The sequence below is a fragment of the Halosimplex halophilum genome (assembly GCF_004698125.1).
Taxonomy (GTDB): Archaea; Halobacteriota; Halobacteria; order Halobacteriales; family Haloarculaceae; genus Halosimplex; species Halosimplex halophilum.
Map to the genome: position 1 here is coordinate 187305 of NZ_SRHV01000005.1, position 19984 is coordinate 207288.

Below are 19984 nucleotides of genomic sequence, written 5' to 3' on the forward strand. Positions count from 1 at the left end.
ATGATCGGACCGCTATCGCGACGCGGCGAACGCACCGAGCGCGAGACACAGTTCTACGTCGAGCTGGCCTACGGCCTGCTGTTCATCGGCGGGTTCGCGTTCCTCGCCGTCCGCGTCGACCCGCGGGTGGCCGCCTTCGAGGGCGGGCTCGTCGTCGGCTACCTCCTGCGGGTCTACGAGAAGATGGCCATCTACGAGCGCGTCCTCGAATCCGCCGTCTCCGCCGAGGCCGAGAGCCAGGTCGCCGAGGCCGTCGACGACCAGGTCGGCGACGCCGTCGCGGCCGAACTCGACGACCGCGTCGAGACCGAGGTCGCGGCCGAAGTCGACGACGCCGTCGCCGAAGAGGTCGAGGACGCCGTGGCGGCGGAGGTCGACGCCGAACTCGACGACGCGGTGGAGGCCGAAGTCCGGGCGGAACTGGACGACGCCGTGGCCGAGGAGGTCGAAGCGGAACTGGACGATGCGGTCGCCGAGGAGGTCGAAGCGGAACTGGACGATGCGGTCGCCGAGGAGGTCGAAGCGGAACTGGACCGGCGCGACATCGACGGCGACGGTGACGGCGCCGCGGCGGAGGCCGACGGCGCGGAGAGCGGGGACGGGTAGCTCAGTCGCCGAACGGGCCGCCGCCACCGCCGCCGCCCATGCCGCCCATACCGCCCATGCCGCCACCGCCGCCGCCCTGCATCTGCTTCATCATCCGCTCCATGTCGGCGTCGCCCATGCCCTGGAACTGGTCGAGCATCTGGCGCATGGCGTTGTACTGTTCGAGCAGCTCGCGGATCCGCTCCTCGGGCTTGCCCGAGCCGCGGGCGATGCGCTCGATGCGGCTCTTGCCGACGACGCGCGGATTTTCGAGTTCCTCGTCGGTCATCGAGTCCATGACCACCTCGAAGTCGTGCAGGCGCTCCTGGGTCACGTCCATCGCGTCGTCGGGCAGCTGGTCCATGAGCCCGCCGCCCATCCCCGGGATCATGTCCATCACCTGGTCGAGCGGCCCCATCTTGTTCATCGTCTCCATCTGCTTGCGCATGTCGTGGAGGGTGAACTTCCCCTCCATCATGTCCTCGGGGTCCCACTCCTCTTCCTCCTCGCCCGTCTCCTCCATCGCCCGCTCGACGCGCTCGGTCAGCTGCTTCAGGTCGCCCATCCCGAGCAGCCGGGAGATGAACCCCGACGGCTCGAAGCGCTCGATGTCCTGGACCGTCTCGCCGGTCCCGAGGAAGGCGATCGACGAGCCGGTCTCGTTGACGGCGGCGAGGGCGCCCCCGCCCTTCGCCGTCCCGTCGAGCTTCGTGATGACGACGCCGTCGATACCGATCGAGTCCTCGAACTCCTGGGCCTGATCCTTGGCCGACTGGCCCATCGCCGCGTCGAGGACGAGCAGGTCCCGATCCGGCTGGACCTCCTCCTCGATGTCCTCGATCTGGTCGATGAGTTCCTCGTTGAGCCCGTCGCGGCCCGCCGTGTCGACGATGCGCACGTCGGCGTCCTCGGTGGCCTCCAGGCCCTCGCGGGCGATCTGGACGGGGTCGTCGGCGTCGGGGTCGCCGTAGAAGTCGACCTCGGCGCGCTCGGCCATCTCCTTGGACTGGTCGTAGGCGCCGGGGCGGTCGGTGTCGGTCTGGATGATGGCCGGCCGGAGCCCCTTCTTGGAGAACCACCACGCCATCTTGGCGGAGGTGGTGGTCTTCCCCGACCCGTAGAGGCCGGCGAGCATGATCGTCTGCGATTCGAGCGGGAGTTCCGTGGAGTCTCCGACGAGGTCGACGAGTTCGTCGTAGACGACCCGGAGCACCCAGTCGTGGGCGGAGGTGCCGGCGGGCGGCTCCTCCTCCAGCGCGCGGGTCTTGATGGAGTCCGACAGCTCCATCACCAGGTCCACGTCCACGTCGGCCTGCAGCAGCGACCGCTGGATGTCCTTGACGACCTCCTCGACGTCCTCCTCGGAGATGCGGGACTGGCCCCGGAGGTCGTTGAGGGTGCTCCGGAGCGACGTTCCCAGATCGTCGAGTACCATTTGCGAGCGAGTACGCGGCCGGCCCGGTAAAGGCTTCGCCCTCGCGGGCGGCGGGACCGCGGCGCCGACGAGTGGCGACCGCCCGGCCGCCGGACCGGGGGAGGGAGCGACCCAGCGACGCCGTCCGGTCGTGTGCGTAGATTAATGATGACGGAGACGTATTTTCGGAGCAATACGTACCGATGGCTGTCATCAACCTGGACGGAGTCACCAAGGAGTACGGCGGGACGACGGCGGTCGAGGACCTCGACCTCGAAGTGGCGGCGGGCGAGGCCTACGGCTTCCTCGGGCCGAACGGCGCCGGCAAGTCGACGACGATCAACGTCATGCTGGGGTACGCCACGGCGACGGCGGGCAGCGCGACGGTGTTCGGGCTGGACGCCGGGCGCGAGTCGACGGCCGTCCGCGAGCGGACCGGGATCCTCCCGGAGGGATACGCCCTCTACGACCGGCTGACGGGGCGCGAGCACATCGAGCTGGCGAACGACCTCCAGGGCGCCGACGACGACCCCGACGCGGTCCTGGAGCGGGTCGGCCTGGCCCCCGAGGACAGGGACCGGCGCGTCGGCGGCTACTCGACGGGGATGACCCAGCGGACCGCCCTCGGGATGGCACTGGTGGGCGACCCCGACCTGCTCGTGCTCGACGAGCCCTCCAGCGGGCTGGACCCCAACGGGATGGCCGACCTGCGGGGGATCGTCCGCGAGGAACTGGAGCGGGGGACGACCGTCTTCTTCTCCAGTCACATCCTCGACCAGGTCGAGGGGCTCTGCGACCGGGTGGGCATCCTCCGCGACGGCGAGCTCATCGCCGAGGACACCCTGGCCGGGCTCCGGGGGGCGCTGGGCGCCGAGTCCCGGGTCGCCGTACACGTCGACGAGGTCCGGCCGGTCGAGTTCGACGACATCGAGGGCGTCACCGGGCGAACGACCGGCGACGGCACCCTCCGGGTCCGCTGCCGCGACCCGGCCGCGAAGGCGGCGGTGATCCGGCGGGTCGAGTCGGCGGGCATGGCGGCCGAGGACGTGACGGTCCGGGACCCGTCGCTGGAGGACCTGTTCGCCGCCTACACCGACCGGGAATCCGGGAGCGGGACCGCGGTCGCGGAGGGACGGCCGTGAACGCGCTGACGGTCGCTCACAAGGAAGTCCGCGAGGCCCGGCGGTCGCGGCTGGTGTGGGCGCTGGTCGGGCTGATCGGGGTCGTCACCCTCCCGCTGGTCGCGCGGGCCTCGGAACGGCTGTTCGCGAACTCCTCGGTGGACCGCATGGCGCTCGTGTTGCTGAACGGCTTCGAGCGGCCGGTGGCCCTGGCGGCGATACTGGTCGGCGCGCTCGCGGTGGCCGCCGAGCGCGAGCGCGGCAGCCTGCGCGTCCTCTCGGGGGTCTCGCTGGCCCGGCGCGACCTGGTCGTCGGGAAGGTCCTCGGCCGGGGCCTCGTCCTGGCGGCGGTCGTCCTGGCCGCGAAGGCGCTGGCCGTCGGGATCCTCGTCGTCCGCCTCGACGGGGTCTCGCCGTCCGCGCTCGGGCTCGCGACCGCGCTGACGCTCCTGTTGGCGCTGGCGTACTTCGGCATCGCCGTCGGCGCCTCGCTGGTCACGGGCACGCGCCTCCGCGCGCTCGCGCTGGCGCTGGGCGTGTACGTCTTCTTCGCGAACTACTGGGAGGGTGTCGTCGTCCGCCCGGTCTTCCGGTTCCTGAACGGGCGTCCCCCGGTCCAGGGCGAGCTGGATTTCGTCATCGCGGCCGACCCGGAGGCGATCCAGTACCTCCAGGTGCTCAACCCGAACAACGCCTACACCGGCGCGAACCACTTCCATGGGGCCATCGACTGGTTCTCGCTCGGCGTGCTGGTCGCGTGGGGCGTCGTGCCGGTCGCGGTCGGCTACCTCCGGTTCCGGAACCGGGACCTCGACGCCGGGGCGGGCGGCCGACTCGCGGCGCTCCGCCGGCGGCTCGACGCGGTCTCGGTGTCTCGACCGCAACTCCCGACGCCCTCGCTCCCGGTGTCGGTCCGGGACCGCCCGGCGCTGAGCTACGCGCTGGCCGACCTGGCCGCGATCGGGCGGTCCTGGCTGGTCCCGGCGCTGGTGGTCGTGCTGGTCGGCGAGTTCGTCCTCGCCGCGCTGCGCGTGCCGGGGCCGAGCGCGGCGGCGGAGGCGTCGCTCCCCGCGCTGGGGACGGCGTACGGCCCGCTGTTCGGCGAACTCGGGACGCCGTATCCGGTCGTCATCGCGACGGTCCTGCTCGGCGCACTCGCTATCGTCGACGAGACGGAGACCGGCCGCCTCAAGGTCGTGACCGAGTATCCGGTCACGCGGCGGGACGTGGTCGTCGGGAAGCTGGCCGGTCGAGCGGCGCTCTACGTCGCCGCGGTGCTCGTCGGCGCCCTCGCGGCGGTGGCCATCCTGTGGGTCCGGCCGACGGCGGTCGACCCCGGGCCGCTCGCGCTGGGGGTCGCCGCCATGGCGGGGGTCGGGCTCTCCCTGTTCGGGATCTCGGTCGGCATCTCCGCGTTCGCCGGCGGGCGGATCACGGCTATCGGGGCGTCGTTCGGCGCGATCCTGGTGATAACCAGGCTGTGGCGGACACTCGTCGGCGTCCCCTACTGGCTGGTCGAGGGGGAGTTCCCGCGAGGCGGCGACCTCGCGTACGCCCCCGGGTCGCCGCCGGAGTGGTACCACTACCTCCAGTGGGCCAACCCCGCGAACGCCTACGGCTCGCTGGGGATCGTCTCGGGGTCGCGCCGCTTGCTGCTGGCGGGCGTGCTCGCGTTCTGGTTCGTCGTCCCGGTCGCCGTCGGCTACTGGCGCTTCCGGTCGCGCGACATCGAGTGAGCGCGGCTCCGTGGCTGCGGGCCCGCGGAGCGCCCACGATCCGAACTCCGACCGGTTACCGGACCGCGATCAGTTCCGGATCGCCGCGGACCAGTTCGCGACCCACCGGCGACGTGAGCGCGTCGACCACGGCCGCCTCGCGCTCGTCGGGCGGCCCGCGGGTGTAGACCGCAACGGGATCGGTCGTCGGGTATCCCGGATCGCGCACGCCGTGGGCCGTCCCGTCGACGGCGACGGCCGGCGCCTCGAACCGGTCGGCGGCCGCGCCGACGCCCAGGTACGCGACCGCGTCGTCGCGCTCCTCGACGATCTTCGCGCGGCCGTCGTGCCGCCCGAACCGAACGTCGACCCCATCCATCGGCCGCGCTCCGAAGAACTCGCGTTCGATCCGCGGGTCCGGCGTTCCCGTCGGCCCCGCGACGACGTAGGGTTCGCGGTCGGGACCGCCGACGGGGGCCCAGCTTCCGACCTCGCCGGCGTAGAGGTCGCGGATCTCGGCGACGGTCAGCCGCGTCACCCCCGCCTGGGTCAGCGCGGGGCTGACGACGAACGCCTGCCCCTCGCGCGCGACGGTGTGGCCGACCGGGTCCGGCCAGTCCTCGCTTTCGGACGCGACACGGTCGACCGCTCCCCGGTCTGTCTCGCCGGCGTCCACGCGGCCGGCCGCGAGGTCGCGGGCGGTCGGTTCCGGGGCGGCGACCGACGTGAGGAGGCCGAACGGTGGGTCCGAACGGGTCCCCGTCGGGTCGATCCCGTGTTCGGCCGCGAAGTGGTCGGCGAGCCGCGCCTCCGCGTCGAGCGCCTCGGCGGCGCCCGACCAGATCCCCCCGCCCTCCGGCGACCGGTTGGCGTTCCACGCCCGCGCCAGGTAGCCGACCACCGGCCAGAGGTCGCCCGTGACCTGCAGGTGGACCGGCCCGACCGGCCGAGCCGTGGCGGTGGGCGTCCGCGCCGGGGAACTCCGTTCGGCCGGGCCGCTGCTCGCTGTCTCGGACGGCGGGGACGACCGATGGGGCGGCGTCCGGGTGTCGGCCGGTTCGGTCCCGACGAGGCCCGAACAGCCCGCGAGCGACGCCAGGAGGGCGGCGCCGGACCCGAGCACCGCGCGCCTGCTCGGTCCCCTCGGGTTGTTCGCTGTCATCGGCGGATCGCTCGCCCGCCTCGGCCTTGTAACCGGATACTCGCGGCTATTGAGGGCTATTGAGTCGAGCCAGTCCGAGGGCTCCGCGGACCCGGGGCTCGCCCCGTCGCCCCGCCCGTCCCCGAGACGAGCCCACCACCCCGCCGGACCGGACGGCGCGACCGCCCTCAGAGGTCTGCGGCGTCGAAGCGGAAGTACCCGACCGCGAGCGGGACGACCAGCCAGAACGCGAGGACGGCGAACCCGACCTCGGGGACGGCGTAGAAGGCGTCGACGCCCTGGCCGGCGAACGTCCGGGTCGGCAGCGAGTCGGCAACGCCGGGCAACAGTGCGGTGAGGGCGGCGGTGTAGGCCGTCGACGGCGGCACCTGCATCACGAGGACCGTCCAGTCGGGCATCTGCCGGGGGAGCGCGAAGCCGTTGGCGACGTAGACGGCGGCGATCGGCACCACGTCCCAGAGGAACTCGAAGACGACGAAGAAGCCGATAGCCAGCGTCGTCGCCCGCGAGGTCGAGCCGGTCGTCGCCGAGATGCCGACCACGACGGAGACGTACACCGCCGCGAACAGCAGCGTCACGGCCAGAAAGGAGAGAACGGTCGTCGCGTCCAGCGATCCCAGCATGGCGAAGGCGAACCCGAAGCCGACGGCCAGGCCGACCGCCAGCGCCAGCGAGAGGACGGCCGTCCGGCCCAGCAGCTTCCCGAAGAGCACGTCCCGTCGGCGGTGGGGAAGCGCGAGCAGGAGCTTGACGCTGCCGATCTCCCGCTCGCCGGCGATGGCCCTGTAGCCGATCACGATGGCCGACAGCGAGACGAACAGGCTGACGATCCCCGCCGTGAAGAAGACCAGCCCGCCGAGCGACGGGTCGGCCCCGGGGCTGACCAGCGCCGGGAACTCGACGTAGGCGTACGTGAGCGCGACCGAGAGGACGACGAAGACGGCCAGTAGCCCCCACAGCGCCCGCGACTGGACGGCGTCGCGGAAGTCCTTCTTCGCGACGGCGAGGGTGCTCACTGGGACACCTCCTGTCGCTCGGTCGTGTACTCGGCGAAGAGGTCCTCCAGCGAGGACTCGTCGATCGAGAAGTCGCGGATCTCGACGCCGCGCTCGTCGAGGGCCTTCAGCACCGCGAACTTCGAGCCGTCGCGGGTCAGCGTCACCTCCAGCCGGTCGCCCGCCAGCGTCGCGCTCGTGACGTAGATGCGGTTGCGGATCGCCTCGGCGTCCTCGCCGTCGGCGCCGCCCACGTCGATTTCGAGCGTCGTGACCGTCTCGGTCTGGCCGCGCAACCCGTCGATGGAGTCGACGGCCACGAGCCGCCCGCGGTTGATGATCGCCACGCGGTCGCAGATCGCCTCGACCTGCTCCATGATGTGGCTGGAGAAGAAGACGGTCGTCCCGCGGTCGTTCTCGGCCTCGATTATCTCCCGCATCTGTCGGGCACCGTTGGGATCCAGCCCCGTCGAGGGCTCGTCGAGGATCAGCAGATCCGGGTCGCCCAGCAGCGCCATCGCGAGGACGAGCCGCTGGCGCATCCCCTTCGAGTAGCCGCCGGCCCTCCGGTCGGCCGCCTCGGCGATCGACACCCGTTCCAGGATTTCGTCGATGTCCGCTCCGGCGACGTCCTTCGAGTCGACGACGAACTCCAGGTGCTGGCGCCCGGTGAGGCGGTCGTAGACGTGGTAGGCGTCGGGGAGGACGCCGATCCGCCGGCGGACCGCCAGGCTGTCGGTCTGTGCGTCCAGGCCCAGGACCGTCGCCGACCCCACGGTAGGCCGAACGAAATCCAGCAGCACGTCGATAGTCGTCGACTTCCCGGCGCCGTTCGGGCCCAGGAAGCCGAATATCTCGCCCTCCTCGACTTCCAGGTCGAGGTCGTCGACCGCCAGCACGTCGCCGTAGCGCTTGGTCAGCCCGTCGAGTTCGATCGCCGCCATCAGCCATCGTCCTCCGTACGCGTCCCGCCGGCCGCACCGTCCGCGCTCGTTGTCCCGTTCACACACCCACTCCGTCGATAGTCGCGATAAGTATTATCGAGTTATCTACACGTAACGGGCGGTTTACCCGGTGGTCGGTACGTACTACAGGAGCGATCGTACGTTCGTCCGTATCTGGGGCTAACGACCGATAAGTCGACCCTATCCCCACAACGAGGGCTCCCCCGGGGGGCTACACTCATAGCGTGGGGGGTCGCCCAGGGGTAACAGGCATTGAAGGGATACTTACCCCCGAACGGATCCTACCCGTATCCGAAGCGCTCACGGGGCGACCACCCGTGACTGTCCCCTCGATCACAATGACCGACACGACACACCACGACGCGACGCACGACCACGACGAACAGGGACGCCAGCGGTACATCACGACCCAGTACGGCCACGGCGACGACGAGATCACGCTCGTCCACGACACCGAGAACGACCAGGCCTGGCTCCAGTCCGACGCCGCGGTCGCCGTCGAGCGGTAACCCACCGCGACGGACACCCCGGCACCCCTCCACGATTTTCGTCGCCTTCGGGGCGATCTTCTCGGCTTGCTCCCACCAGCGAGGGCTCGGTGGATAATTTGGCGCGTCGGACCGCTGGCTGTGGCTGTTTCGATAGTAGCAACGAGAGCGTACTCGGTGGGTATGTACTGTTCAGCGTCCCGGCGTTCGTGGACTGATGCGTGACGCTACGTCACACGCCGGCCCGGGAGTCGTAACGTATTTCAATTCTACCCGGCTATCCCGATACGCCTCGACGGAGCGTGTCCGGGTTGGGGTAGTGGTTATCCTTCAGCCTTGTGGAGGCTGAGACGCGGGTTCGATTCTCGCACCCGGACTCAGAAATAAAGGCCCTCACGGCCTTGTTCTTCGGTTTCGATATCGTGGCTAGCCGCGGGTGTGCTATTCGTCGTCGAGATGAAGGGGTCGTGTTCTCCTGTTGGAATCGTCAATGATCGGGTTGCCGATTGGAGCGGATCGGTGATGCCCGACCGGATCCCGACTGTCGAAACGACCGCGACAGTCTGTCCCGAGTGCGGGACGCGGGCCCCTGCAGGCCATCACGATAATGAGCGATGTGATCTAATTTCCCAAACACAGGCCTCAATCAAGTTGATCTGTGTGATTGGTTCGGTTGTCCGAGTCGAGCCTCCTGACATTGCCTCCCAAGTCGTAACAAAGCCTTTACCAGATGAACCGGAAGATGTGCTGTCAACGGGGAATCTTCGGTGGGTTAGCTGTCATCTACGACGAGGTTCGGGTCAGTTCGGGTTCGCGGTAAGCGTTCATGGAACGAATGACGAACGGAAATTCAGTGAATTCGATGGCGAACGAGACTACGGCAGTCGGGTCACGCACGGGTGAGTCGTTTAGTGAACTGTCGATCTTGGCCGATACTGGCCACGAGAACATCCCATCGCTCGAACAGGACGCGTATCATCACCGACAGATCGAAGGTGATCGGACGGATGTCGAGATCGTCACCCGGGCGCTGGAACTGGAGATGAACGTCGTGCTCAAGGGCCCGCCGGGGGTCGGGAAGAGCTTCCTCACACGGTATATCTGCGCGATGACCAACCGGCCGCTGTACCGCGTGACGCTCTCCGAGACGACGTACAAGGAGGACCTGCTGGGTCACCTCCATCTGGTGAGTTCCGACGGCGGGGACACGGTCACGGAGTGGATCGACGGGCCGCTCACCCGGGCCGTTCGAGCGGGTGGGGTCCTGTTGCTCGACGAGATCAACGCGGCGGACGCCAACACCGTGGCGGCGCTGAACGCCGTGATGGAACAACGGGCGACCCGCTCGCTCACCATCCCCCAGACCGGCGAACAGATCACGCCCCACGAGGAGTTCCGCGTCGTCGCAACGTCCAACCCGGGCTATCAGGGCACCTACGAGCTGAACGACGCCTTCGAGGACCGGTTCCGGCACGTGAAACTCTCGTACCTGCCCCAGTCGGTCGAAGCGGACCTGATCTTCGACCGGACAGACCTGGACAGGGGGAAAGAAGCGCAGATCGCCGAGCTGGTGTCCTTCGCGAGTCGGCTCCGCGAGGCGTACATGGACGGCGAGCTCTCGACGCCGGTCACGACGCGAGAGCTAGTGCGGATCGCCCGGTTCATGGAGGACGACTTCATGCCGCTGCAGGAGGCGGCGCGGAGCGAACTCGTCGCCCGCGTCGACGAGTACGACGAATCGCTCGTCCGAACGCTCATCGACAAGCGACTGTAGATGCACCTGACAGAGGAGACCAGCACCGCCGACCTCGCCGCGCTTTCGACGCCCGAGCGGGCGTCCAAGGAGCGCCGCCGCGAACTCGAACGTCTCGCGTCGCTCTGTACGGACCGGGGGACGAACGTGACTGTCGCGCTTGACGAAGACCGGGCGCTGGCACGACCCGACGAGGAGGGACACGATGAGGCGTACGAGATCCTGATCCCCACGGAGAAATACGAGCAGTACGGAACCGACCTTCCACAGGGGCTCTGGGACCGGTCACTGCAGGTGGCGTTCCTGTTCCACGAACTCGGCCACGTCTACTACTCCGATTTCGACCGGTTCGGCGAGTGTCTGGAGACCGTCGGCGGCCGGTGGCGCGACCTGTTCCGGATGGTGTACAACACGGTCGAGGACGCGGTCGTCGAAACCCAGGTGGCCAACGAGTTCAACGTCACCGGCGATTTCGTCGTCCTCAACGAAGTGCTCGCCGAGCGCGCCGACCGCCGACACCGCCAGTACGTCGAACTGTTCGACCTCGAGACGGTCGACGCCGACCCCGTCCAGTCCTACACCGTCTTCGAAGCGCTGGCGGTCGGGCTGCTCGACCGGGGGTTCGTGGACAGCGGGCGGTTCGAGGCGATCGTCGACCCGGCGAACGAGCGGCGCGTCGTCCACAACGGCCGGCGAGCGGCGCTCGTCGACCTGGTTCCGGCGATGGACGACTACGTGACCGAGATGCTGTCCGAACCCAGCGGGACGAGACGCGTCGACCGGGCGCGCGAGTTCTTCGAGACCGCGAGAGCCGCGTTCGAGTCGCTCCCGCCGCTGCAGAGCACCCGACTCCAGACGGCACCGGTCCGTCCCGCGGATGCGCGGGCACGGCAGCGCTGGGGCGTCGAGCCGGCGGACGAACTCCCCGATAGACGAGCGGCCAGCGAACACGTCACCGGCGACCGACGCGGCGAGCGGGCGACACAGCCTAGAACCGGGCGGGGGACCGAGGCGGGTGCTCCTGATGACCACCGTCCGCCCGGAACGCTCGAAGACGAGACTGTTCGCCGCGTCGCTCGGCAGCGAACGCGGGCGCAGGCCTCACGGGGAACCGCGAGGCGGTCGCCGCTTGAACGGGAGGCACGGCGACTGCTCGGGATCGTCGACGACACGACGGACCTCGAAAAAGTCGTTGTCGTCGATCCGGTCGAGGAAGGGGATACGGAGCGATGGACCGCGGCCGTCGATCGGTCGCGCAAGCTCCAGCAGGACCTGGCGACGCAGCTCAGGCGCGAGCGGCGGCCCCGGGACACGGGCGGGCACCGCACCGGTCGCCTCGACGGCCGACGACTGGTCGCGGCGACCCGCGGAACCCAGCGCGTGTTCACTCGCCGCGAGTCCGGCACGATGAAAGACTACTCCTGTCTCGTCGTCCTCGACCGGTCCGGGTCGATGGACGGCGACCCGATCCGAACGGCCGAGACGGCGACCGCGCAGCTCGCACACGCGTTGTTCGAAGTGGGCGTCGACGTCTCCGTCCTGTCGGTCTGGGAGGGCCATCCCTGTCTCGAAGTCCCGTTCGGCGCACGCCCCGCGGACCACGTCGACCGCCTGATGACCGAGCGCGCGAACTGGGGGACGCCGCTGTCGACAGCGGTCGCGGTGAGTCGACAACGGATCGACCGCGGCGACGGCTCGTACCCGTTCGTCGTCGTCGTTACCGACGGTGAACCCGACGACCCGACGCGGTACCGGTCGGAGCTCGAAAAGTGTACGTTCCCGGTGTTCGGCGTGTACATCGGGGCGGAACCGGGAGCGCACACCGAGTTCTTCGACCAGATCATCTACGCGGATACGGACTCGCTCGAACGGACGCTCCAGCGGCTCGTCAGGACGCTGCTCTCGACGGAGGCCTGATCCCGTGACGGGCGAATCACCGAGACAACTACGCGCCGCACTCGCGACCGGACGTTCGACGCCCGACGACGTTATCGACCGCGCGCTCGCGCACCTCGACGCCGAACCAGACCCGGTACGCGAACAGGCGCTCCGGACCCTCGTCGCGGCGACGGAGACGCGTCCGGACCGCGTCATCGACGCCGTCGACACGGTCGAGTCATCGTTACGTCCGGGGCGCGCACTGACCCCCGAGGAACTGGCCGCGCTGCGCGGTCTCGCCCGTCGACGGCCGCGCGCCCTCTCGCCGCTGGTGGACTCGCTCGGAACGGCGCTCTCGAACCCCGCCGAGTCAGAAGTCCGTCCCGCGCTCGCTGCTGCGCTCCTCGGTGACCTCGGTGAGGCTGCGCCAGGCGTCGTGAAACCGGCTCTCGGGCCGCTCGTGGGCCTCACCGAGAGTGCGGTGACGGACACCGCGGTCGAGGCGGCGTGGGCCGTGACGAGAACCGCGACGGACGAACCCGCGATGCTCCGTCCGGTCATCGCCGGTCGAGTCTGGGACCTCGACAGTGACGACCCCGCGACTATCGTCGACGCGCTCGAAACCCTCGGCCGGATCGGGTGGATCCTTCCCGACCACCTCGCCGGTCTTGACGAGGTCGCGGCGCGTGTCGACCACCCCGTATCCGATGTGCGGGCAACGGCGATTGAAGCGCTGGGGCGTGTCGCGGACATCCAGCGAACCGCGACGCTCGGAACCCCCCGTCCGGACCGCGTCGAACCGTATCTGGACCGGATCGCCGCTCGGCTGGCGGATCCGGACTCCGACGTCCGAGGCGCGGCCGCGATCGCGCTGAAGCAGGTCGCTCGCCAGAACTCCAGCGCAGTCCGCGAATACCGCGACGACCTCCTGCGGGTGACCGATGACGACGACTGGGAAGTCCGTCACGCCGCGCTCAAAGCACTCGAGTACACGTTCGATCCCGCCACCGTCGACTTACACCGGTTACGGGAACGAGTCCTCCCGCGTCTCGCCGACGGCGACGGCGATGTCGAGGGGGCTGCGATCAGCCTGCTCCTGACCGTCGTCGAGGAGATCCGGACGGATTCCCCCGACATCGCGGCCCACGTTGTCGACATGCTGGTCTGGGCTCAATTCACGTCGCAAGGCCTCTTCGAGACCCTGAACCCGCTCTACGAACTCGAGGACCGCGGCGTTACGCTCCCCGACATCCCGCGGTACGTGGAACTCGCCCGAGCGATCTCCGAGATGGGCGGCTTCGCGGACCAGCAGGCGACGGCGAAACTGTGCGGCGTTATCGCTCGCCAGTCACCCGACCACCGATTGGCGGCGATCGGGATACTACAGTCGCTCCTCGCGGACGACGGTGAAGGGGCTCGCAGACAGGTGCTCGAAGAGTTCGAGACGCTCGTCGAAGCCGATCCGGCCGTCGCTCCCACGCTCTGGCACGTTACCGAGAGCGTCTTCAAATACGACCCCACAGTGAGAGACGATGCGGCGCGCGTACTGACGGCGTGTGACACGCGGAACCCGGCGTTCCTCGGCGATGCTATCGAATTGCAGCGTCGCTTCCTTCGAGACGAGCTGGAGAGCGACGGCGAATCCGAGGACGAAGACGAGGACGGGGACGGTGACCTGGGCGATCTGTTCGGCTCCGAACCGAGTGGGCCTTCGCTCGAGCCGTTCGTCGACGCGTCACCACAGCTCGTAACTGACGCCGCGCTGACGCTGCTGGGCTCTTTCCCGACCGGACATGACTCTACGGAGTCCAGCGCGCAACTGCTCGCCCGGGCCGTTGCGAACGGCGGCACTATCGACCGGGAAACTGCCGAAACCCTCGGGGATATCGTCCGTGCCGAAGACACGTCACCGCCGGCCGTCGCGTGGCTCTCTACGGGTCTTCTCCTCGGCACAGCGGACACGGAGATACGCGACCGGGCTATCGACCGGCTTCACTCGTTCGCCGAACGCGACGAGGACACACCGACCCTCGCCTGTCTCCGCCTCCTCGCGGACCACACACCGAGATTTGCCGCCCGTATTCTGGTAAATCACCCGCCGATCGCTACGCTGCCGGAAATGAACGCCGAAACCCTGGCGGAGATCGTCACCGCTCATCCCCGCCTGTATCTCCGCTGTCGGGGCCGCGAATCGCCGTTCGGCGCCCGTCCGATAGCCCCTGGATACGCGAACGACACGGGATGGCTCGGCGGACTCGCCGAGACCATTCCCCAGACGGTCCCCGCGGCGAAGTGGCTCCGGGACGGGTTCTGGAGCGACGACGGCGAGCTCACGGCGAGTTTACTCGAAGCCGTCGGCCGTGATGCTGCCGCGCCCGGTGACGGCGAACTGGCACCGTGGACCGCACACCCGAGCCCCGATGTCCGCCGTGCTGCCACCGCCCTCGGCGAAGACGGCGCTGAACCTTCGGAGTCCTTGCCCACCCATCTCGAGGGCCCCGAAGACGCCACGATGGAGCAGGTCGACGAGATCGCGACCCATCTCGCGGCGACCGATCCCGACCACTGCCGGCGTGGGGCCGAACTGCTGGTAACTATCGGCGCCCACGATCCGGACCTTCGTCCCTACGTTCGCCAGCACCTCCTCGCGAGCGCCGTCGCCCTCGACGAGGCGGCGGCACCGGACACGCTCTTCGGGGCGCTCGCAACTCTCGCGCCCGAGCCCGCGGGTGGTTCCGCACCGGGGCTCGAATCGATCCCGCCCGGCGCTGTCGGACGAGACGCGCTCTCCCCCGTGATACGGCGGTACGCGCGATTCGGGACGCCGCCCGTCCGAGACGTTGCACTGTGTACGTTGCGCTCGCTCCCAGCGGAAACGGCCGATTCACCGGTCGAAGACGTGCTCGTCGAACGACTGCGCGACCCGGACGCCGTCGTCCGCGCGCAAGCCGCGCGAACAGTGGCTCACCTCGTCGGCGACGGACTCGATGTCACGACGCCGCTCGTCGACGCGGCCGCGGACGCGCTCGACGGGCCGCGCCACGTCACGATCGCCTGCTGCGAAGCGCTGGGTCACTGTGGAGCCGTCGACCCGACCGTCACTGACCGCGCCGTGTCGGAACTCGAAACCCGGCTTCGCGCCCGCGAACGAGGCGTCCGACGGGCCGCAGCCACCGCGATCGCCCACATCGGTGACGTCGAAGCCGGCGCGCTCGCGCCTATCACAGACACGCTCACCGAACGGTTCTGCCGGGACCGTGTCGTCCGGGGCGCACTCCTCCCGGCGCTAGCGACGCTTCCCCCGGACGAGATTCCGAGACGCGACCGCGTTGCCGAGACGGCGCTCGCGGCACTCGTAGAGACGGACCGTCCACCAGTCAGTCAAGCCGCCGGCCGCCTCCTCGCCGCCATCGCCGACGGCTCTCCCGGGTCGGTACGCAGACATCTCGACGCCATGTCCGACCGTCTGGAGGACCGATACGACGACGCGATCGTCTCTGATCTCGCTGACGTGGAGGTGCCACCGCTCTCGCTGTACTGGCTGCTTCGAGTCGTCGGCACCTGTACACGGGACAGTCCTCCCGTCGCCGACCGGTTCGACTGGCTGATCTCGGAAGCAGTTGGTTACATGGACGGCTCGGCCGCTGGCGGAACGTACGGAGTGTCCAGCGACGACCACGTCACCGCACGCGCCCTGGCTCGGGCTACGGCACGCGTGGCGGCGCTCGGTGGATTAGACTGCTACGAGACGGTACTCGAACGCTGGCCCCAAGACCCGACGAAACCGGACCCGGAACCGGCAGAGACTGCACACTTCCTCACGATCACGGAAGGGGCGTCCCGCACGGACACGCTAGAAACGTTCGTCGAGCACGCGTCGTCGGATCGCGTCGACTCTGTCATCGCGGAACTCCTCGATCACGAGATAACGCTCAATCGAAACGAAGCGATCTTCGACTCCCTCACAACGCTGCTCCCGCTCACAGGGGACAGACGGCTTCACCGGAGCGGTATCTCGGTCCTGCTCGACGCTAGCTCCGACCGCAACTGGGGAATTCGTGTCGATGCCATCGAAACGCTGACCGAACTCGGTGAGACAGATGTCGTCCCTGCTGACGAAGTCATCGCACACCTTTTCGGTCTGTTCAGCGATGGGACTCGGGTCCGCGAAACTGTCGTCGAAGCGGTGGTGAACCTGTTACAGCACGCGGAACTCGACCCCGAGACGGTGCTCACAGCTTCAGTCGAGTACTACAGTGAGTCGCGCGACCGGGGGAACGTGCGAAAGACGGCAATTCGTCTCGTCGGTGAACTCGGCACGCGTTACCCTGCCGTCCGTGACCGGGCAGTGACGACGCTTCTGGAGGCGGTCTCGGACGACGACCGACAGGTTCGCCGGCAGGCGGCCGACTGTCTCGCGGAACTGGAAGCCGTCGGGCAGGACCCACTCCCGCCGTATCAGGACCGTATCGAAGACCGCTAGCTGGTGTGGCGGAGCCGCGTTTCGGCCCGACTCTCCTCTTCGACGGTCCGTTTTGCGGCGGTCCAGTCGGGCACCGCTCGCCGCAGGCGAGGCGGTCCACGGAGCGATCGGTCGCCAGTGACCGGTGATCTAACAGTCCGCCCATCGAGCGAGACCGCGATCAGGTCTGTCCTTTGTCACTACCCGTACCTATAAGTCGCTAAATTGTAATGTGTCGTAGGATGGCTGTTCAGGACGAGTTCATCGATTTTCCGGATGTCGTTGTCGGTATCGGGGGTGCAGGAAAAAGCGTTGTTTACGACGCATTAAATACGGACTGGATTCTGGAGGCGGGACTCGATGACCAGCAGGGAAGCGGGCTGTTCGACGCGTACGTACTCGATACTGACCGGAGTCAGAGATCAACCGATCTAGACCAGATCGACGAAATTTCACGACGGATCGAAGAGACTGCACAGGCCCTCGGACAGGGGGGCGTTTCCCATCGGCTGGAGTATCTCGATCTAGCCGATGCCGCAGATGCGGTCGCAAATACAGACCTGCTCAGACAGGACCAGATCGCCCAACAGGTCATCGATTCCAGTGGACTTTCGACGTGGTGGCTGACTGCCGACGACACCGAGTGGGGTCTCGAGTCGTTCGCCCACGGAACGATACGTAAACGGGCGATCGCCAAGGGACTGTTTCACGCCGCGAAAGCGCGCGACGGGATGGACAGCTTACTGTCCTCCCTCAACGCGGGCGAAGACGCCGTCATTGTCGCCGGGCTGGGCGGGGGCACGGGATCCGGTGTGGCGTTAGATCTCGCGCGAGAAGCGGCGGCTGGAGCGAGTATCCACCTGTTGGGACTGCTCCCATCTCGGGATAGCAGCTCGGACGCACTGATCAACGCCTATACGACGCTTTCGGAACTCGAATACTGCTTTCTAACTGATCGATCCCCGTTCGAGAGCGTCGTGCTCGTCGATCCGCCCGGTGATGACTGGAGCGAAACGACGACGGTCGCAGTCAACGCCTTAGTCGGACACGCCAATCTATCACGCGGAGCTCGACGGCTGAACTCCTCCCTCGATGTGGGTCCCCCCAGGCATGCTCCATTTACCGTTGCGACTGCTGGTATCTCACAGTACACGACCCCGTCAATTGCGGAGTCTGAGGCGGTGTTTACTCAATTCCTCGAGGATAGAACCGAGTCTCTCGACCACGAGCTACAGTTCTACGGAGCGCTCGAGGCGGAATTACCGAATTACCTCGATACATACGAGACGGGTGATACCGGCGTGGAAACGGTCTTCGACGAGGGGCAACCGGAGCACCAGAACGTGGTTTTCTCTCGATTACAGGACCTGGAGGTGTTTGACCTGACCGAGCGAATTGAACACGTCCGTTCGCTACTCGAGGATGAGGTGCTCGGATCGGTTGCGACCGGTGCGATCGAAGACTGGCTGCACTGGTTCGATCAACTCGAGAGTAGTGTAACCGCGCCCAAATCTGATCTGTCGCCGTCCGAAGAGCGTCGCAGGAAACTGCGGATCATCTACGACAGGGACCCGGATATCGCGCCGGAGAAGTACGACGACATCACGTCGCAGAAGCTGACGGAATGCTTGAATTCCGAGCTTGCGGCTATCCGAGCGCGCGCTCGCCTGGTCGCAAGCGCACGGCTATTCGAAGCGGACCGCCCTCAAGACCTGCTCCGGGCGATACTCGACCGCGAGCATGGTCCCATCGTGCCGCAGCTGTTCGATGCGCGAGACGAGCTCCGCGACCGACTCGATGAGCTTTCGGACCGAGCTACAACGATCGAGCAAACTCGAGACGAGGTGGCGCATCTCGTCGAAGACGCTTCGCACGACTGGCTAGCAGACGTGCATACCGATCTCGAGTGGGTAGCCGCGTTCGAGAGCAATTATCGCAGGCTGGAAGAGCTACATACCGCGCTAGAGGAAGCGCTCGAACGCTTCGCTCACGATATCACGCAAGCCAGCTCTCCGGAAAACAGCCCGGAGTTGGAATTCACCCAGTTTCGGGAGCTGAACGACTTACGGCGGGAACTGGGTATGGAACCGATAGACGAGACTCGTATTCGGAACAACCTCGAAGCAGTCAGAGCAGCCAGGGAAATATATCTCAGCTCTGAACAGGCACACCTGCTGAAACGGTGGCTACGCGGGGACGAGTTACGCGACCAATATCACGACGCTATCCGGGGGATTCAGGACGACCTGTTCGAAGTCGAACCGAACGAACCGTTCGAAAGCCGATTTCGCTGTCGGTTCGTCGGTGGCTTCGACGCATCTAGGGTTCGAGATAAGTACGAGAAACGCATTGATCGAATCCTCACAGCGCTCGATGAACGTCGCGAAGCGCTTCGGGACGAACTCCTCGACAGGGTTCCCGACGAAGTAAACGGTGTTCGGTGGCCACCCGACGCCGAACGAGTCGGCCCCGAGCTTGAATCGGCGATTCAATCGCTGGAAACGGACTCGGACATCGAATCCGAGATCCGGACGATTGCGGAGCGTCGTCTGCGCGTTCAGTGGGTCGAACCGTTTGACGAGGCGCTCGACGCTACCGACGACCGGCTCGCCGATCTCGAACAGCGGCTCGAATTTCTCCGGGCCGTAGAGGAGATCAATCAAACGCATGCGACCGAGTTCACGCGCCGAGATGAGGATCACTGGGAGCACATCCGTTCGGAACTCGATGCGGTGATGTCGACCGACGATACGGAGATCTTCCGGCAGCTCTCTCCCGGGAGTCCAGAACGTTTCGTACAAGCGTCAGCACTGGCTGATGTCGAACTACGGGACGAAGACCGAGCGGCTCTGGAGGAGGCCCTTGCTGACTCTGTTTTCGCACAGGCCGACCGACTTCCGGTCGTGGAGGAGACGTACCACTCCGAGGGACAGCGAGTCGATCACCGGCGGGTCGAATCGGTATTCCTGAGTTCCGGGTTCGAACCCGGTGGCCCGCTCGACGGGCTAGAACTGTCCGAGGTCGGGGGGCCTCTGCGCCAGCGGTTCGAGGCCGACGGAGACACGTATCGGTCAACTGCTCTCCCCGGTGGCCCTCCGTGGGGCGTATCCGCGATGACTTTTGTCGGTGGCGTCTCGCTGGACGATCTCGAACCGGTCGCCGGTTCGGGAGGGTACAAACAAGCGTACGAGAGAGCCGTCGAGCGGGCGGACCCACCATTACTTCACCACGCGTACGGGTTGGACGGCGACGATACCCGGTTCGTCGAGGAGGGCGACGGGATGGTCGTCGCTCGGCAGTCGTTGCTGGACCTCACTGACGAGCGGGACCTGCAGTTACTACGAGACCCCGATGTTGCCGACTCTCTTCTCGAGGATCACTATCGGTTCACACCGTTCCATAGCAGCGTTACGGCCGGATCTGAACAGTAGAGGGCGCATGTATAC

12 protein-coding genes and 1 tRNA gene are annotated in these 19984 nt (G+C 67.4%); 9 read left to right on the forward strand and 4 right to left on the reverse strand.

The window, feature by feature from the left end:
• The gene (locus E3328_RS17410; protein ID WP_135365911.1) at positions 1 to 606 is read left to right on the forward strand and encodes a hypothetical protein; all 606 of its coding nucleotides are present in this window, start codon (positions 1 to 3) and stop codon (positions 604 to 606) included.
• 1 nt (position 607) lies between these two features.
• Here E3328_RS17410 and E3328_RS17415 read toward each other — a convergent pair whose 3' ends face one another.
• Positions 608 to 2020: a signal recognition particle protein Srp54 gene (locus E3328_RS17415; RefSeq protein WP_135365912.1), complete on the reverse strand. Its 1413-nt coding sequence runs from the start codon at positions 2018 to 2020 to the stop codon at positions 608 to 610.
• A gap of 182 nt (positions 2021 to 2202) precedes the next feature.
• Here E3328_RS17415 and E3328_RS17420 point away from each other — a divergent pair, with 182 nt between their 5' ends.
• Positions 2203 to 3141 (forward strand): ABC transporter ATP-binding protein, encoded by a 939-nt coding sequence (locus E3328_RS17420; RefSeq protein ID WP_135365913.1) that lies wholly within the window; start codon positions 2203 to 2205, stop codon positions 3139 to 3141.
• Entirely contained in the window at positions 3138 to 4856 is a 1719-nt protein-coding gene (locus E3328_RS17425) for an ABC transporter permease subunit (protein ID WP_135365914.1), read from the forward strand. Before E3328_RS17420 ends, E3328_RS17425 begins: the two co-directional genes overlap by 4 nt.
• 55 nt (positions 4857 to 4911) lie before the next feature.
• Here E3328_RS17425 and E3328_RS17430 read toward each other — a convergent pair whose 3' ends face one another.
• From E3328_RS17430 to E3328_RS17440, 3 genes are all read right to left on the reverse strand, one after another.
• Positions 4912 to 5997, reverse strand: a complete 1086-nt coding sequence (locus E3328_RS17430; RefSeq protein ID WP_135365915.1) for a type 2 periplasmic-binding domain-containing protein — start codon at positions 5995 to 5997, stop codon at positions 4912 to 4914.
• A gap of 167 nt (positions 5998 to 6164) precedes the next feature.
• The gene (locus E3328_RS17435) at positions 6165 to 7013 is read right to left on the reverse strand and encodes an ABC transporter permease subunit (RefSeq protein ID WP_135365916.1); all 849 of its coding nucleotides are present in this window, start codon (positions 7011 to 7013) and stop codon (positions 6165 to 6167) included.
• Positions 7010 to 7936: an ABC transporter ATP-binding protein gene (locus E3328_RS17440; protein ID WP_135365917.1), complete on the reverse strand. Its 927-nt coding sequence runs from the start codon at positions 7934 to 7936 to the stop codon at positions 7010 to 7012. Before E3328_RS17440 ends, E3328_RS17435 begins: the two co-directional genes overlap by 4 nt.
• Positions 7937 to 8295: 359 nt before the next feature.
• Here E3328_RS17440 and E3328_RS22165 point away from each other — a divergent pair, with 359 nt between their 5' ends.
• The 6 genes from E3328_RS22165 (at position 8296) to E3328_RS17465 (ending at position 19969) form a co-directional block, all read left to right on the forward strand.
• Positions 8296 to 8466, forward strand: a complete 171-nt coding sequence (locus E3328_RS22165; protein WP_167837450.1) for a DUF7331 family protein — start codon at positions 8296 to 8298, stop codon at positions 8464 to 8466.
• Positions 8467 to 8750: 284 nt separating this feature from the next.
• A tRNA-His gene (locus E3328_RS17445) sits at positions 8751 to 8822 on the forward strand.
• A gap of 548 nt (positions 8823 to 9370) precedes the next feature.
• A complete protein-coding gene (locus E3328_RS17450) occupies positions 9371 to 10219 on the forward strand; it encodes an ATP-binding protein (RefSeq protein WP_246023048.1) in 849 nt (282 codons plus the stop codon).
• Positions 10220 to 12115: a vWA domain-containing protein gene (locus tag E3328_RS17455; RefSeq protein ID WP_135365919.1), complete on the forward strand. Its 1896-nt coding sequence runs from the start codon at positions 10220 to 10222 to the stop codon at positions 12113 to 12115.
• Between the two features lie 4 nt (positions 12116 to 12119).
• On the forward strand, positions 12120 to 16559 hold the full coding sequence (locus tag E3328_RS17460) for a HEAT repeat domain-containing protein (protein ID WP_135365920.1): 4440 nt from the start codon (positions 12120 to 12122) through the stop codon (positions 16557 to 16559).
• Positions 16560 to 16780: 221 nt separating this feature from the next.
• Positions 16781 to 19969, forward strand: coding sequence for a coiled-coil domain-containing protein (locus tag E3328_RS17465; protein WP_167837451.1), 3189 nt, complete (start codon positions 16781 to 16783; stop codon positions 19967 to 19969).
• Positions 19970 to 19984 lie beyond the last annotated feature (15 nt).

What these genes read in the sequence shown, in the direction of transcription:
- E3328_RS17410 (WP_135365911.1), top strand. Translation starts at nt 1, where the DNA reads ATGATCGGACCGCTATCGCGACGCGGCGAACGCACCGAGCGCGAGACA.
- E3328_RS17415 (WP_135365912.1), bottom strand. Translation starts at nt 2,020, where the DNA reads ATGGTACTCGACGATCTGGGAACGTCGCTCCGGAGCACCCTCAACGAC.
- E3328_RS17420 (WP_135365913.1), top strand. Translation starts at nt 2,203, where the DNA reads ATGGCTGTCATCAACCTGGACGGAGTCACCAAGGAGTACGGCGGGACG.
- E3328_RS17430 (WP_135365915.1), bottom strand. Translation starts at nt 5,997, where the DNA reads ATGACAGCGAACAACCCGAGGGGACCGAGCAGGCGCGCGGTGCTCGGG.
- E3328_RS17440 (WP_135365917.1), bottom strand. Translation starts at nt 7,936, where the DNA reads ATGGCGGCGATCGAACTCGACGGGCTGACCAAGCGCTACGGCGACGTG.
- E3328_RS22165 (WP_167837450.1), top strand. Translation starts at nt 8,296, where the DNA reads ATGACCGACACGACACACCACGACGCGACGCACGACCACGACGAACAG.
- E3328_RS17455 (WP_135365919.1), top strand. Translation starts at nt 10,220, where the DNA reads ATGCACCTGACAGAGGAGACCAGCACCGCCGACCTCGCCGCGCTTTCG.
- E3328_RS17465 (WP_167837451.1), top strand. Translation starts at nt 16,781, where the DNA reads ATGGCTGTTCAGGACGAGTTCATCGATTTTCCGGATGTCGTTGTCGGT.